Below are 13,843 nucleotides of genomic sequence, written 5' to 3' on the forward strand. Positions count from 1 at the left end.
AACTGGATCCGCAGGCGACTTCACGCAGTTACGCTTCCGGTACCCCGCCGTCAACGGGGTTGGGGGCATGACTGGGCAACCGCCGTCGGGCACGGTGACGTTCCTGATGACCGACCTCGAAGGGTCCACCCGCATGTGGGAGCAGGACCCCGAGGCGATGAAGGCTGCCATGGTTCGTCACGACGAATTGCTGGAGAAGGCGATCGAGAATCATGGTGGCCATGTCTTCTCTCGAATGGGTGACGGGATGGCCGCAGCGTTCCCCACAGCGGGTGATGCCGTGCGCGCGGCAACAGTATTCCGCAGTTCGCTCACCGAGGAGCCCTGGCACACTCCCAATCCTCTTCGTGCGCGGACAGGGTTGCACACCGATGAGGCGGTCGTCGTTGACGGGAATTACCTCAGCGAGCCCGTCAACCGCTGCTCTCGACTGATGTCCGCCGCCCACGGCGGACAGATCCTGCTTTCGGGCGCCACGGAACCACTTGTGCGCGACGAACTTCCCGTCGGATGCCAACTTGCCGACCATGGTGAGCATCGACTGCGCGACCTCGGTCGACCGATGAAGATTTTCGAGATCAAGCGCAACGGTGGTCATGAGGGCTTCCCGCCGCTCCGTACGCTTGACTCATTCCCCGGAAACCTTCCCGCACAGGTCAGTTCGTTCATCGGGCGGGAGACCGAGGTAGCACGGGTCGCATCGGCTCTCGAGGCATCGCGGGTGGTGACCATCACCGGCGTCGGCGGAGTCGGCAAGACCCGCTTGGCGTTGCAGGTCGCTGCCGACGTCCTGCCGCGCTATCGCGATGGGGCGTGGCTGGTGGACTTGGCGCCGGTACGGGATCCGGACGGCGTCGCGGCGGCGGTGGCGGCGGCGTTCCGGCTGTCGAGTCGGAGCGGACAACCGCTCGACGAACTCCTCCTGGAAATGCTCGAAGGTAAGCAATTGCTGTTGGTGCTCGACAACTGCGAGCACCTGATCGCGTCGGCCGCCCACCTGGTAACACGCATCGAGCGAGCGTGTCCGGCCGTCGTCGTCCTGGCCACCAGCCGCGAAGGGTTGGCGGTCGACGGCGAACAACTGGTCGCGTTGCCGCCGATGAACGCAGGGGCGACGGGCGATGCCCTCGAGACCTTGTTGACGACCGACGCGGTCAAGCTTTTCGCCGAGCGCGCCCGCGCCGTGAACGCGGATTTCGCATTGACCGACCGGAACGCCCGCGCGGTGGTGGAGATCTGTCAACGGCTCGACGGTGTGCCCCTCGCGGTCGAACTCGCGGCCGCCCGCGTCATCGCGTTGAGTCCCGCCGAGCTTGCCCAGCGCCTGGACCGCCGATTTCAGGTGCTTGCCGGTGGACGCCGGGGTGCGGTCGAACGACACGCGACGCTCCGCGCGGCCATTGATTGGTCCTTCGAGCTCTTGAACTCGAACGAACAACGGCTGCTGGGCCGCCTGGCCATCTTCTCGGCCGGCTGCACCCTGGACGCCATCGAAAAGGTCTGCAGTGATGCTCTGTTGCATACCGAGGATGTGCTGGACCTCGTAACGACATTGGTGGCCCGATCGCTCGTCGTAGCCGAGGACAGCACCTCGGGCACCCGCTTCCGCATGCTCGAGACCATTCGTCAGTACGGAGAGGAAAAGCTGGCCGAGTGGGGCGAGACCAACGAGCTGCTACTCAAACACGCACACTTCTACGCGGATCTGTCGGCGCGGGCGGCAGAACACTACTACGGGCCCGAACAGATACCTTGGGCTAGACGAATAAATCTCGAGCGCGAGAACATCCGCACAGCGCTTGCCACGACCATAGACAACGGCTACGCGCAGTTGGCTGTTCAGCTGGTCGCCGACCATCCTCACCACCACGGCTACGGCGGGACCGGCGAGGTTTTCGAGATCCGGATACCGTCCGCGCGGGTGATCGATCTCCCAGGCGCCAGCCAGCAGCCCGACTATCCTCGCGTGCTGATGGCGGCGGCCTGGCACGCATACCTCCGGGGTGACTTCGACCTTGCTGACGAGTGGCGAAGAAAGGCGGTCGAAGCCGACGCGCGCCACCCGGACACCCGGCACCGACCGCGGGTGGAGATGGACGCGTGCAATCTGATTGCGATGGCGGCGCTCGCGTCCGGCGACTACTCGGGCGCCGTTTCGGCGTATCGCCGAGCTGCCGAAATGGCTGCGGCAGACGGGTATCCGGCTCTGGCCGCCGTCGCCCTGGCGGTATCGGTCAATGCGTCGATGCTCGGCGGCAGCGAGGCGACTGACGAAGTGGCGCGGGCCGAGGAGGCGCTCCGGCTGGCCAGGCGGTCGGGGATGCACGCGGCCATCGTGGTGAGCCTCAACTCCCTCGCACTCGCGCTGGCCGATTCGGATCCGGAACGGGCCGCAGTCCTGCTCGAGGAAAGTGTTGGGCGCTGTGTAGATCCGGGTGAAGCGAGTCCGTCAGGGGTTCTCACGGCGGCGCTGGTAGCCGGCCGGCTCGGCGACTGGGATCTCGCGCTGAAGCTCGGTGTCCGTTCGATGCAGATGGAGCGCTGGGTGATGGCGCCCTTGCAGGTGGCTCCCTGTCTAGCGATGTACGGACGCGCCCTGGCTGAGCGAGAGCCCGAAGCTGCCGGTGTCCTTGCGGGCGCCGCTTACGCGACATTCCAACGCGCAGCGGCCGAATCGAGGACCGCAGGGGGACGCACTCCCGCCGCGACGGGTCCGAATGCAAACTTCGTCATCACCGCTATGCACGAAACCGGCCGGATCGTCGCGGCAACGCTGGGTGAGAAGCGCGCACGCGAACTCCATTCCGAGGGCAAGCGGATGACCATGGACGAGGCGATCACTTATGCGCTGGCCCGCGTCAAGACCGACTCGCTTAACATCGACCGGTGAGCATCGAGCCCCGCCCCACCGCCGACCTTGTCGATGACATCGGCCCCGACGTGCGCAGCTGCGATCTGCAGCTGCGCCAGTTCGGCGGGCGTGCGCAGTTCGCAGGGCCGATCGTCACGGTGAAGTGCTTCCAGGACAACGCCTTGCTGAAGTCCGTGCTGTCCGAGCCGGGTGACGGCGGCGTGCTGGTGATCGACGGCGACGGGTCGCTGCACTCGGCGTTGGTCGGCGACGTCATCGCCGGGCTCGGCGTCGAAAACGACTGGGCCGGTCTGATCATCAACGGCGCGGTCCGTGACTCCGCGATGTTGCGCACCCTCGACATCGGCATCAAGGCGCTGGGGACCAATCCGCGCAAGAGCACGAAAACCGGTGCCGGAGAACGCGATATCGCGGTCGAGTTCGGCGGTGTCGTGTTCCAGCCGGGCCACATCGCTTTCAGCGACGACGACGGCATCGTCGTGGTCGCCGAACCGGACTGATCGCGAACCGTACACCAGGGTCGTCAATATTGTGGAATCACAGCCCTGGTGTACATCTCGCGAACGAAGTTAGGCCGAAGCCTTCACCGACGCTCGATGTTTGGTGAATTCCAGGGCCTCGTCGTCGACTTTGCCGCGACGAATCAGCCGCAGGTCGAGCAGGTAGTTCTGCTTGAGCCGCCACGGCGGGACATGTCCGGCCTTCGGCAGGTAGTCGAGCGCGCGCAGGACGTAACCGGGGGTGAAATCCATCAGGGGGCGTTCGTCGACGCTGTTGCCGGGATGCATCGGTTCGAAGCGGTCGAATCCCTCGGCGTCCATGTAGTTGAGCACCCGGCAGAAGAACTCGGAGACCAGGTCGGCCTTCAGCGTCCATGACGCGTTGGTGTAACCGATGGTGAACGCCATGTTCGGCATGTGGGTCAGCATCATGCCCTTGTAGGCCATGGTCTCGTTCAGCTCGATCGGCTCGCCGTTGCGCATGATCGCCGCGCCGCCGAACAGCTGCAGGTTCAAACCGGTTGCGGTGATGATGATGTCGGCTTCGAGCTCCTCGCCGGAGGCGAGCTTGATGCCCGTCTTGGTGAACCGCTCGATGGTGTCGGTGACGACATCGGCCTTGCCGTGGCGGATCGTCCGGAACAGATCGCCGTTGGGCGCCAGGCACAGCCGTTCGTCCCACGGGTTGTAGTGGGGCCCGAAGTGCTTTTGCACGTCGTAGCCCTCGGGCAGCCGGCGCTGCGCCATGGTCATCAGCTGCTTGCGCATGAAGTTCGGGAAGCGCCTGCTGATCTGGTACTGCGCGGACTGGAAGATGATGCTCTTCCAGCGGTTGAGCACATACGCGGGTTTTTCCGGCAGCGTCTTTTTCGTCCGAACGGCGAACGGATCCACGTCGGGCAGCGAACCGACATAGGTCGGTGAGCGCTGCAGCATCGTGACGTGCCCGGCACCGGAGTTGGCCAACGCCGGAATCAGGGTGACCGCGGTCGCGCCGCTGCCGATCACGACGATCTTCTTGCCTTGGTAGTCGAGGTCTTCGGGCCAGTGCTGCGGATGAATGACGGTGCCCTCGAAGTCGTCACGGCCGACGAACTCGGGGGTGTAGCCCTCGTCGTAGTTGTAGTAGCCGCTCGCGGCGAACAGGAACGACGCGGTGATCTGGGCTTCCTCACCGTCGCGCTCGACGCGCACGATCCAGTGGTTCTTCTCATCCGACCAGTCCGCCGACAGCACGCGATGGCGATAGCGGATGTGCTTGTCGATGCCGTACTCGGCCACGGTCTCCTTGAGGTAGGCCATGATCGACGGCCCGTCGGCGATCGCCTTCTCCGAGGTCCACGGCTTGAACCGGAAGCCGAGCGTGAACATGTCCGAGTCCGAGCGGATGCCGGGATACTTGAAAAGGTCCCAGGTACCGCCGAGGTTCTCCCGGCGCTCCAGGATGGCGTAGGTCTTGCCCGGGCAGCGGTCCTGCAGATGCCAGGCGGCGCTGATGCCGGAGATACCGGCGCCCACGATGACGACGTCGAGGTGTTCGCTCATGGTACCGGAGCGTATCAACGGTATGTCGAGTTAGTCAACGGGGTGTCGATAAACTCAACACCGTGTAAAGTCAATCGATGTGACCACCGTCAGCCCGTCCCGCGGTCCACGGGGACGCCGCTCCGGTCGCCCCTCCGGCGACGACCGCGAACACGCGATTCTCTCGACACTCGAGGCGCTGCTCGAGGAGCGCTCGCTGTCCGACATCTCCGTGGACGACCTGGCCAAAGGCGCAGGCATCTCCCGTCCCACGTTCTACTTCTACTTCCCCTCCAAGGACGCGGTGCTTCGCGCGCTCGTCGAGCAGGTCATCGCTGAGGCCGACGGCAATGCCGACGACGCGATGGGCGGCATGGATCCGGCGGTGGATCCGACCGGAGTCTGGAAGGCCATCAACGCGTTGTTCAGGACGTTCGGTTCGCACCGCGCCGTGACCCTTGCTGGCGCCGCCGCCCGGCCCACCAATCCCGACGTACGCGCACTGTGGTCACGCTTCATGCAGAAGTGGATCGACCACACCACCGCGTCGATCGAGAACGAACGCGCACGGGGTGAGGCGCCCGAGACGATCCCGGCGCAGGACCTCGCGACGTCGCTCAACCTGATGAACGAGCGCACGATGCTCGCGGCCTTCGCCTCCGAGCAGCCCGCGGTCAGCCCGGACCAACTCGTCGACACCCTCGCCCACATCTGGGTCACCAGCATCTACGGCACCACTCGCCACTAGTCGGATGTCGATGCGAACATATGTTCGTGTCCACTGGTTCCGGGGCAGCGGCGGCGAGCATCCTGCACGCCGACCTCGATTCGTTCTACGCCTCGGTCGAACAGCGTGACGAGCCGTCGCTGCGCGGCCGGCCGGTCATCGTCGGGGCAGGTGTGGTGCTCGCCGCAAGCTACGAGGCCAAGGCATACGGTGTGCGAACCGCGATGGGCGGACGAGAAGCACGCCGCCTCTGTCCGCACGCGATTGTCGTGCCTCCGCGCATGGCGGCGTATTCACAGGCCAGCCGTGACGTCTTCGAGGTCTTCCACGACACGACGCCGGTGGTCGAACCGCTGTCGGTCGACGAGGCGTTCCTCGATGTGTCGGGGCTACGGCGGGTGTCAGGCACCCCGGTCGAGATCGCCGCCAGGCTGCGGGCACGGGTCCGCGAAGAGGTCGGGCTACCCATCACCGTGGGGATCGCGCGCACCAAGTTCCTGGCCAAGGTCGCCAGCCAGGAGGCCAAACCCGATGGGCTGCTGCTCGTCCCGCCCGATCGTGAGCTGGCGTTTCTGCACCCGTTGCCGGTTCGGCGATTGTGGGGTGTCGGCGCCAAGACCGCCGACAAGCTGCACACCTACGGCATCGAGACCGTGGCCGACGTCGCCGAGCTCAGCGAGTCCACCCTCGGGTCCCTGGTCGGGTCGGCGATGGGCAGCCGGTTGTTCGCGCTGTCGCGCAACATCGATCGCCGTCGGGTGGTCACCGGCGTGCGCCGGCGCTCGGTCGGCGCGCAGCGCGCGTTGGGCCGGCGTGGCAACACGATGTCGGAGCAGGAGATCGACGCCGTCGTCGTGAACCTGATCGACCGCATCACCCGACGGATGCGCAAGGCAGGCCGGACCGGTCGCACCGTGGTCCTGCGGTTGCGCTTCGACGACTTCGGCCGCGCCACCCGGTCGCACACGATGCCACGGGCGACCGCATCGACCGAGGTGATTCTGCACGCCGCCCGAGGTCTCGTCGCCGCGGCGGCGCCGCTGATCGCCGAGCGCGGTCTCACCCTCGTCGGGTTCGCCGTGTCCAACATCGATCGCGACGGTGCCCAACAGCTCGAGCTGCCGTTCGAGGAGAGCCACGACACGACGGCGGTCGACGAAGCGGTCGATCAAGTGCGTCAGCGGTACGGCAATTCGGCGGTGACGCGCGGCGTGCTACTGGGCCGCGACCCGGGACTGGAGATGCCGCAGCTACCCGACTGAGCCGGAAGTGCCTTTGCGCGGCTGGGCCTTCGCCCGCTTGGCGGGTTGCGCCTTCTTGGCCGCCCGGCCCGGTGTCGGCGGTGGGTTGGCCGCTTCCGTCTTCGCCGACTTCATGGGCGGCACAGCCTTTTTCGCCGGTGTCTTCTTGGCGGGAGCCTTGGCGGCCGTCTTCTTCGCGGCCGTCTTCTTGGCCGGCGCCTTCTTCACCGGTGCCTTGGTCGTCGCCTTCTTGGCGGGCACCTTGGTCACCTTCTTGGCGGGCGCCTTGGCGACCTTCGTCGCGGGCGGCTTCTTGGCCGGTGCCTTCTTGGCGGGCGCCTTCTTGGCCGGTGGCTTTTTCGGTGCCTTCTTCGGTGCAGCCGACGACGGTGGCGCCGACGGCGGTTCGATCTGCTCGGCCCGGTCTTCGGGCTCGCCGCTGACGCGTCGCACGAGGCGTCCGGCCGTCTCGCCCGCAGCGTTAGCGAGCTCTGCGGCACGCGCGCCGAGCGCCGCGGCCGTCTCACCGATAATTTTTCTCACAGTGACCCTGTACCCCCTTCGGGGCAGTTAACCGCGGGCGATTCTCATGATCCCGCCCACGCCAGCAATTCCTCGGCGGGCCAGGTGTTGACGATGCGGTCGACGGGCACCTCGGCATCGAGCGCGCGTTGCGCTCCGTAACCGAGGAACTCCAGCTGCCCGGGGGCATGCGAATCGGTGTCGATCGAGAACAGGCACCCGGTCTCCAGCGCGAGTTTGAGCAGGCGGGTCGGGGGGTCACGCCGCTCGGGTCGGGAGTTGATCTCGACGGCCGTTCCGTGGTCCCGACATGCCGTGAACACCTTCTCGGCGTCGAATTTCGATTCCGGTCGCATCCCACGGCCACCGGTGACAAGGCGGCCGGTGCAGTGGCCCAGCACATCGGTGTGCGGGTTGGTGACCGCCTTGAGCATCCGGCGTGTCATCGACGGGGCGTCCATCGCCAGCTTCGAATGCACGCTGGCCACCACGATGTCGAGCCGTTCGAGCAGTTCGTCCTCCTGGTCGAGGGAGCCGTCCTCGAGGATGTCGACCTCGATGCCGGTCAGAATCCGCAGCGGGGCGACCTTGTCACGTAACTCGTCGATGACGTCGAGTTGTTGGCGCAACCGCTCGGGTGACAGGCCGTTGGCGATCCGAAGCCGCGGCGAATGGTCGGTCAGCGCACAGTACTCATGACCCAGATCCCTTGCCGCCGACATCATTTCCTCGATGGGGGCCGAGCCGTCGGACCAGTTCGAATGCACGTGCAGATCGCCACGCAGTGCCGCGCGGATGTCGCCGCCTCCGAGATCCTTTGCGTTGGAACGCAGTTCGGTCAGCACCTCGGGTTCGCGGCCGGCCCATGCCTGCGCGATGACCTTCGCGGTCTTGGGGCCGATGCCGGGCAGCGACTGCCAGCTGTTGGCGGTGCCGTGGCGGTCGCGTTCGGCGTCGGAGAGGGCTTCGACGATGTCGGCGGCGTTACGGTAGGCCATCACCCGGCGCGGGTCCTCGCGCGCACGGTCCTTGTAGTAGGCGATCTGCCGCAGGGCGATGACGGGGTCCATCACTCCAGTGTGCCCGCTTTGCACACCCCAGCATGATGCGGATATAGTGGCTTGCGAATATGTTCAATCCATCAAGTCTTGGAACCGATGCCGCACCGATTCCTCGGTAGCCCCGAGCTGCCGCTCTACGAGATCAAGGCCAACCTGTTCAAGGCGCTGGCCCACCCGGCGCGCATCCGTGTCCTCGAGATCCTGTCAGCCAACGCCGGTCCGACCTCGGTCAGCGAGATCCTCGCCGAAACCGACCTCGAGCCCACGCTGCTGTCCCAGCACCTGGCGGTGCTCAAGCGTCATCACGTGGTCTCGGCACAACGAGTCGGCAACTCAGTCCTCTACGAACTCGCCCATCCGAAGATCTCCGAACTCCTGGTCATCGCCAGAGCCTTTCTCGCCGACGTCCTCGGAACCAACCGGGACCGGTTGGAGGCGTTCAAGACGCTGCCTCCGCTGGGACACGACAAGTGAACCTCGCCCGACTGCTCCCGAACCGCCGGGACTACACCGAACTGCCCCGATCGTGGCGGCGCGACATCCTGGCCGGGATCACGGTCGGTGTCGTCGCTCTACCGCTGGCCCTGGCGTTCGGTATCAGTTCGGGTGTGGGTGCCGCTGCCGGACTCATCACCGCGGTGGTCGCTGGATTGGTGGCTGCCGTCTTCGGCGGGTCGCATGTTCAGGTGTCCGGGCCGACCGGCGCGATGGCCGTCGTGCTCGCGCCGATCGTGGCGCACTACGGTCTCGGCAGCATCGCCCTCGTCACGGTGCTGGCCGGTCTGCTCGTGCTCGCCGCGGGAGTCACCGGCCTGGGCCGCGCGGTCACCTTCATCCCCTGGCCGGTCATCGAGGGCTTCACCCTGGGCATCGCCGCCATCATCTTCCTTCAACAGGTACCCGCCGCATTCGGCCAAGACAGCCCAGCGGGCGGACGAACCTTGTCGGTCGCGTGGAACGTTGTCAGACAGGCAGATTGGCCATCGGCTGCGAAGACACTGACCGTGGTGGCGGTGGTCGCAATTCTGATGACGACTCTGCCACGCCTGCACCGCGGAATCCCGGAATCGCTGACAGCCGTGATAGTCGTCACGGTAATGGTTGTGGCTCTTGACATCCCGATCACAAGCATCGGTGAGCTACCGTCCCACCTCCCCACCCCCGTCATTCCCCACGTGGATGTCGGCGCAATGCGGACCCTCGTCGGCGCCGCCTTGGCGATCGCGGCCCTGGCCGCCATCGAGTCCCTCCTGTCGGCGCGCGTCGCCGCCAGCATGGCGCCGACGGGACCGTACGACCCCGACCGCGAACTGGTCGGACAGGGCCTTGCTTCGGTCGCATCGGGCGCCTTCGGTGGCATGCCCGCGACGGGGGCCATCGCCCGTACCGCCGTCAACGTTCGTTCCGGGGCGCGTACCCGGGTCGCGGCCATCGTGCATTCGCTGGTCCTGCTCGCAGTCGTGTACCTGGCCACGGGGCCCGTTTCCGCAATACCCTTGTCGGCCTTGGCGGGTGTTCTCATGGTGACCTCGTTCCGGATGATCTCGTTGTCCACCATCCGCAAGATTCTGCGGTCCACCCGTTCGGACGCTGTGACGTTCGCGCTCACCGCCGCCATCACGGTGTGCTTCGACCTCATCGAGGCCGTGCAGATCGGGGTCGTCGTCGCGGCGTTCTTCGCGCTGCGCACAGTGGCTCGTCGCAGCAGCGTCACTCGAGAAGATCTCCCAGGACCTCGCAGGCCCGGCGACGAGCGGATCGCGCTGCTGCGCCTGGACGGAGCGATGTTCTTCGGTGTGGCCGAGCGTATTTCGAACGAGATCACCGACACCGACCATCCGCAGACGTCGGTGGTGATCATCCGACTCAGCCAGCTGGGCATGCTCGACGCCACCGGCGCAAATTCGTTGGCGCAGATCGCCACCGAACTGGAAGCGCGCGGTATCACGGTGATCATCAAAGGTGTTCGCCCGGAACACATGAGCTTGCTCACCAATGTCGGCGTATTCGACTCACTGCGCCACGAGAACCACTTGATGGACTCACTTGACGAGGCGATCGATCACGCCCGAACCCACGTCACCCGTCTGACGCCCTCACGCTCGTCGGATTGATCGCACCGTGCACGAGCGCGGCCACCTCGCCGTGGGTGGAGCCGCCGGCCAGAAACAGCATCTCGTCACCGGCTTCCAGCACGTCGTCGGGCCGGGGCAAGACGATCCCGCTCGCGCGGATGATGATCGCCAGCGCGGTGTTCTCCAGCAGCGGCAGGTCGCGCATCCGCTGCCCGACGAGCGGATCACCCTCGGGCAGTGTCAGTTTCGCCAGGCTGACCTGCCCGTGCCGTAGCTGCATCAGCCGCACCACGTGGCCGATGTCGATGGCGCCCTCGATCGCCGCCACCAGCGCGCTTGGTGCGGAGACCGCGACGTCGACACCCCACGCCTCGGTGAACAACCACTCGTTGCGCAGGTCGTTGACCCGGGCCACCACCCGGGCCACGCCGAACTCCGTCTTCGCCAACAACGCGGCGGCCAGGTTCACCTTGTCGTCGCCGGTCGCAGCGATCACCACGTCGCACATCTGCAGCCCGGACTCTTCGAGCGAGGACAACTCGCACGCATCGGCGAGGAGCCATTCGGCCTCCGGGACCGTCCGCGGCTCGTAGTGCCGCACGTCGTGTTCGATCAACAACACCTTGTGGCCGTAGTCGATCAGTTCCTGCGCCACCGACCGGCCGACTGCCCCGGCACCGGCAATGCCGACCCGCATCATCGTCCGCGCCTCGACGCGCTGCGATGCGTCAAGGAGCCGCCAGCGGAGCCGTATCACACACTCATACTTAACCATCGCGGCGGTTTTGGGCGCAGCTACCGGGTCAGACTGCCCGGCCACCGCCCGTGGTAGGTGTTTTACTGCCTCTCACACCGCCCATCCGGTCCCGAACGGGGATGCAATGACCCTCGAGCAGCTCTATCTTGTGCTGCTGATCGCTGGGGTGGTGCTGCTGGCGAGCATCGTCGCCACCAGGGCCGCCAGCCGTGTCGGGCTGCCCAGCCTGCTGCTCTTCCTCTTCGTCGGCGTCATCGTCGGCGAAGACGGGCTGGGGCTGGACTTCGACAACTACCTGCTCGCCGACCACCTGGGCACGGTGGCGTTGGCCGTGATCCTCGTCGAAGGCGGCCTGACGACCCGGTTCTCCGACATCCGGCGTGTGCTGGCGCCTGCGGGTGTGCTCGCGACACTCGGCGTCGCGGTCAGCATGCTCATCACCGCGGCCGGGGCGCACCTGCTGCTGGGAATCAACTGGCAGCTGTCGCTGCTGCTCGGCGCGGTCGTGTCCGTCACCGATGCCGCGGCGGTGTTCTCGGTGCTGCGCGTGGTGCCCCTGCCCCGCCGGGTGGCGGGCTTGCTGGAAGCCGAGTCCGGTTTCAACGACGCCCCAGCCGTCATCCTCGTGCTGATGTTCAGCGTGGCGCCACTCGAGCTGTCGCCCGTGCACGCGCTCACCGAACTGGTCTACGAGCTGGTGGTTGGTGCGGCGATCGGTATCGGCGTCGGCTATCTGGGCTCGATGGCGTTGCGCCGCATCGCGCTTCCGGCGTCGGGACTCTATCCGCTGGCAACATTCGGGCTCGGCATGGTCGCGTTCGCGGCGGGCGGCACCGCACACGCCAGCGGATTCCTCGCCGCGTATGTGGCCGCGGTCGTGCTCGCCAACACCGGCCTGCCGCACCGTTCGGCGACGCGGTCGTTCGCCGAGGGTCTCGGCTGGCTCGCTCAGATCGGCCTGTTCGTCCTGCTCGGCTTGCTCGTCGACCCCAGTGACCTGGCCGCGGAGGTGATCCCCGGCATCGTGACGGGTCTGGTGTTGCTGTTGGTCGCCAGGCCGCTGTCGGTGTTCGTCTCCCTGGTGTGGTTCCGAATCCCCTGGCGCGAACAGGTTTTCGTTTCCTGGGCGGGTCTTCGCGGTGCCGTCCCGATCGTGTTGGCGACCTTCCCCATCGTGGGCGGGGTGCCCGACAGTGTCCGCCTCCTCAACATCGTGTTCATCCTGGTGGTGGTGTTCACGCTGGTGCAGGGTCCCAGCCTGCGCTTCGTCGCGCATCGGCTGGGGCTGATCAAGAAGGAGGCGACGCGAGAGATCCAGGTGGAGTCGGCTCCCCTTGACGTGCTGGACGCAGAACTTCTGACCATGAGGGTGCAGGCGCCGTCGCGGTTGCACAACGTCACGGTGCTGGAACTGCGGCTGCCCGATCCGAGCGTGATCACGTTGATCATCCGCGACGGGCGCACCTTCGTCCCGCAGCCCGACACCCGCATCGCGATCGGTGACGAGCTGCTGATCGTCACCACCACCAAGACGCGCGCCTTGGCCGAACGCCGGCTGCGCGCGGTGAGCCGTCGTGGCAAGCTCGCGTACTGGTTCGACGAATTCGGCGAAACCGACTAACCGCGCAGCGGACTCGGCTCACAGCTCGCTGCCGGCCACTCGGGGCTAGCCTCGGTTCAATGAAGTTCGCTTTCAAGACATCGCCGCAAAACACGACGTGGGCCGACATGCTCGCGGTGTGGAAGGCCGCCGACCAGATCGACGTGTTCGAATCCGGCTGGACGTTCGACCACTTCTATCCGATCTTCTCCGACTCCACCGGCCCGTGCCTGGAGGGCTGGGTGACGCTCACCGCGCTGGCGCAGGCGACCCAGCGGTTGCGTGTCGGGGTGCTCGTCACCGGCATCCACTACCGCCATCCCGCGGTGCTGGCCAACATGGCCTCCGCGTTGGACATCGTGTCCAACGGTCGACTCGAGCTCGGTATCGGCGCGGGCTGGAACGAGGAGGAGTCCGAGGCGTACGGCATCGAGTTGGGTTCCATCCGTGAGCGGTTCGACCGCTTCGAGGAGGCGTGCGAGGTGCTCACCAGCCTGCTCAGCCAGGAGACCACGTCGTTCGACGGCACGTTCTACCAACTGAAGGACGCGCGCAACGAGCCGAAGGGCCCGCAACGGCCGCATCCCCCGATCTGCATCGGCGGCAATGGCGAGAAGCGCACGCTGCGGATCACCGCCCGATACGCCCAGCACTGGAACTTCGTCGGCGGAACGCCGGAGGAATTCGCGCGCAAGCGCGACGTGCTGGCCGGCCACTGCGCCGACATCGGACGCGATCCGGCCGAGATCATGCTGTCGGCCCACGTCCGACTGGACCCCGACCTCAACTACGACAAGACGTTGTCCGAAGCCGCGGCCCTGGGACAGGAGGGTCTGGATCTGGCGATCATCTATCTCCCGCCGCCGCACAATCCCGCGGTGCTCGAACCGCTGGCCGACGCGATCGCCGCATCGGACCTACGGAGTTAGCCGCCGTTTCTGACGGTCACGAAAATATAACGATT

Annotated in this window: 12 protein-coding genes; 8 read left to right on the plus strand and 4 right to left on the minus strand. The window is 66.3% G+C overall.

What is annotated here, in order from left to right; all coding sequences use genetic code 11:
* Window positions 1–67 precede the first annotated feature (67 nt).
* Together A5790_RS06045 and rraA are read left to right on the plus strand one after the other, a co-directional pair.
* Complete coding sequence (locus A5790_RS06045; RefSeq protein ID WP_066841874.1) at window positions 68–2,890, plus strand: adenylate/guanylate cyclase domain-containing protein; 2,823 nt, start codon at window positions 68–70, stop codon at window positions 2,888–2,890.
* Window positions 2,887–3,372: a ribonuclease E activity regulator RraA gene (gene rraA / locus A5790_RS06050; RefSeq protein WP_066841875.1), complete on the plus strand. Its 486-nt coding sequence runs from the start codon at window positions 2,887–2,889 to the stop codon at window positions 3,370–3,372. The genes A5790_RS06045 and rraA overlap by 4 nt, the downstream gene beginning before the upstream one ends.
* 69 nt (window positions 3,373–3,441) lie before the next feature.
* Here rraA and A5790_RS06055 read toward each other — a convergent pair whose 3' ends face one another.
* The gene (locus A5790_RS06055; RefSeq protein WP_066841876.1) at window positions 3,442–4,917 is read right to left on the minus strand and encodes an NAD(P)/FAD-dependent oxidoreductase; all 1,476 of its coding nucleotides are present in this window, start codon (window positions 4,915–4,917) and stop codon (window positions 3,442–3,444) included.
* 79 nt (window positions 4,918–4,996) lie between these two features.
* Between A5790_RS06055 and A5790_RS06060 the strand changes: the two genes are divergently transcribed.
* Together A5790_RS06060 and dinB are read left to right on the plus strand one after the other, a co-directional pair.
* Window positions 4,997–5,644 carry a TetR/AcrR family transcriptional regulator gene (locus tag A5790_RS06060; RefSeq protein ID WP_066841877.1) on the plus strand — a complete coding sequence of 216 codons (648 nt, stop codon included), beginning with the start codon at window positions 4,997–4,999 and terminating at the stop codon, window positions 5,642–5,644.
* Between the two features lie 20 nt (window positions 5,645–5,664).
* On the plus strand, window positions 5,665–6,885 hold the full coding sequence (dinB, locus tag A5790_RS06065; protein ID WP_066841879.1) for a DNA polymerase IV: 1,221 nt from the start codon (window positions 5,665–5,667) through the stop codon (window positions 6,883–6,885).
* On the opposite strand, the gene A5790_RS25940 is transcribed toward dinB, so the two are convergent.
* Window positions 6,874–7,407 carry a hypothetical protein gene (locus A5790_RS25940; protein WP_066841880.1) on the minus strand — a complete coding sequence of 178 codons (534 nt, stop codon included), beginning with the start codon at window positions 7,405–7,407 and terminating at the stop codon, window positions 6,874–6,876. The two genes, dinB and A5790_RS25940, sit on opposite strands and share 12 nt — an antisense overlap.
* 44 nt (window positions 7,408–7,451) lie before the next feature.
* On the minus strand, window positions 7,452–8,456 hold the full coding sequence (locus A5790_RS06075; protein ID WP_066841882.1) for a PHP domain-containing protein: 1,005 nt from the start codon (window positions 8,454–8,456) through the stop codon (window positions 7,452–7,454).
* Between the two features lie 87 nt (window positions 8,457–8,543).
* On the opposite strand from A5790_RS06075, the gene A5790_RS06080 reads away from it, so the two are divergent.
* Entirely contained in the window at window positions 8,544–8,921 is a 378-nt protein-coding gene (locus tag A5790_RS06080) for a helix-turn-helix transcriptional regulator (RefSeq protein ID WP_066841884.1), read from the plus strand.
* Window positions 8,918–10,561: a SulP family inorganic anion transporter gene (locus A5790_RS06085; protein ID WP_066841886.1), complete on the plus strand. Its 1,644-nt coding sequence runs from the start codon at window positions 8,918–8,920 to the stop codon at window positions 10,559–10,561. Before A5790_RS06080 ends, A5790_RS06085 begins: the two co-directional genes overlap by 4 nt.
* On the opposite strand, the gene A5790_RS06090 is transcribed toward A5790_RS06085, so the two are convergent.
* A complete protein-coding gene (locus tag A5790_RS06090; RefSeq protein ID WP_066842035.1) occupies window positions 10,527–11,219 on the minus strand; it encodes a TrkA family potassium uptake protein in 693 nt (230 codons plus the stop codon). The two genes, A5790_RS06085 and A5790_RS06090, sit on opposite strands and share 35 nt — an antisense overlap.
* A gap of 184 nt (window positions 11,220–11,403) precedes the next feature.
* Here A5790_RS06090 and A5790_RS06095 point away from each other — a divergent pair, with 184 nt between their 5' ends.
* Window positions 11,404–12,900: a potassium/proton antiporter gene (locus A5790_RS06095; protein WP_066841888.1), complete on the plus strand. Its 1,497-nt coding sequence runs from the start codon at window positions 11,404–11,406 to the stop codon at window positions 12,898–12,900.
* Between the two features lie 59 nt (window positions 12,901–12,959).
* Window positions 12,960–13,808, plus strand: coding sequence for an LLM class F420-dependent oxidoreductase (locus A5790_RS06100; protein ID WP_066841890.1), 849 nt, complete (start codon window positions 12,960–12,962; stop codon window positions 13,806–13,808).
* Window positions 13,809–13,843: the final 35 nt, after the last annotated feature.

The organism is Mycobacterium sp. 852002-51152_SCH6134967, from assembly GCF_001667105.1.
Classification (GTDB): domain Bacteria; phylum Actinomycetota; class Actinomycetes; order Mycobacteriales; family Mycobacteriaceae; genus Mycobacterium; species Mycobacterium neumannii_A.

What these genes read in the sequence shown, in the direction of transcription:
- A5790_RS06080 (WP_066841884.1), top strand. Translation starts at nt 8,544, where the DNA reads ATGCCGCACCGATTCCTCGGTAGCCCCGAGCTGCCGCTCTACGAGATC.
- A5790_RS06095 (WP_066841888.1), top strand. Translation starts at nt 11,404, where the DNA reads ATGACCCTCGAGCAGCTCTATCTTGTGCTGCTGATCGCTGGGGTGGTG.
- A5790_RS06045 (WP_066841874.1), top strand. Translation starts at nt 68, where the DNA reads ATGACTGGGCAACCGCCGTCGGGCACGGTGACGTTCCTGATGACCGAC.
- A5790_RS06055 (WP_066841876.1), bottom strand. Translation starts at nt 4,917, where the DNA reads ATGAGCGAACACCTCGACGTCGTCATCGTGGGCGCCGGTATCTCCGGC.
- dinB (WP_066841879.1), top strand. Translation starts at nt 5,665, where the DNA reads ATGTTCGTGTCCACTGGTTCCGGGGCAGCGGCGGCGAGCATCCTGCAC.
- A5790_RS06100 (WP_066841890.1), top strand. Translation starts at nt 12,960, where the DNA reads ATGAAGTTCGCTTTCAAGACATCGCCGCAAAACACGACGTGGGCCGAC.
- A5790_RS06075 (WP_066841882.1), bottom strand. Translation starts at nt 8,456, where the DNA reads ATGGACCCCGTCATCGCCCTGCGGCAGATCGCCTACTACAAGGACCGT.
- A5790_RS06090 (WP_066842035.1), bottom strand. Translation starts at nt 11,219, where the DNA reads ATGCGGGTCGGCATTGCCGGTGCCGGGGCAGTCGGCCGGTCGGTGGCG.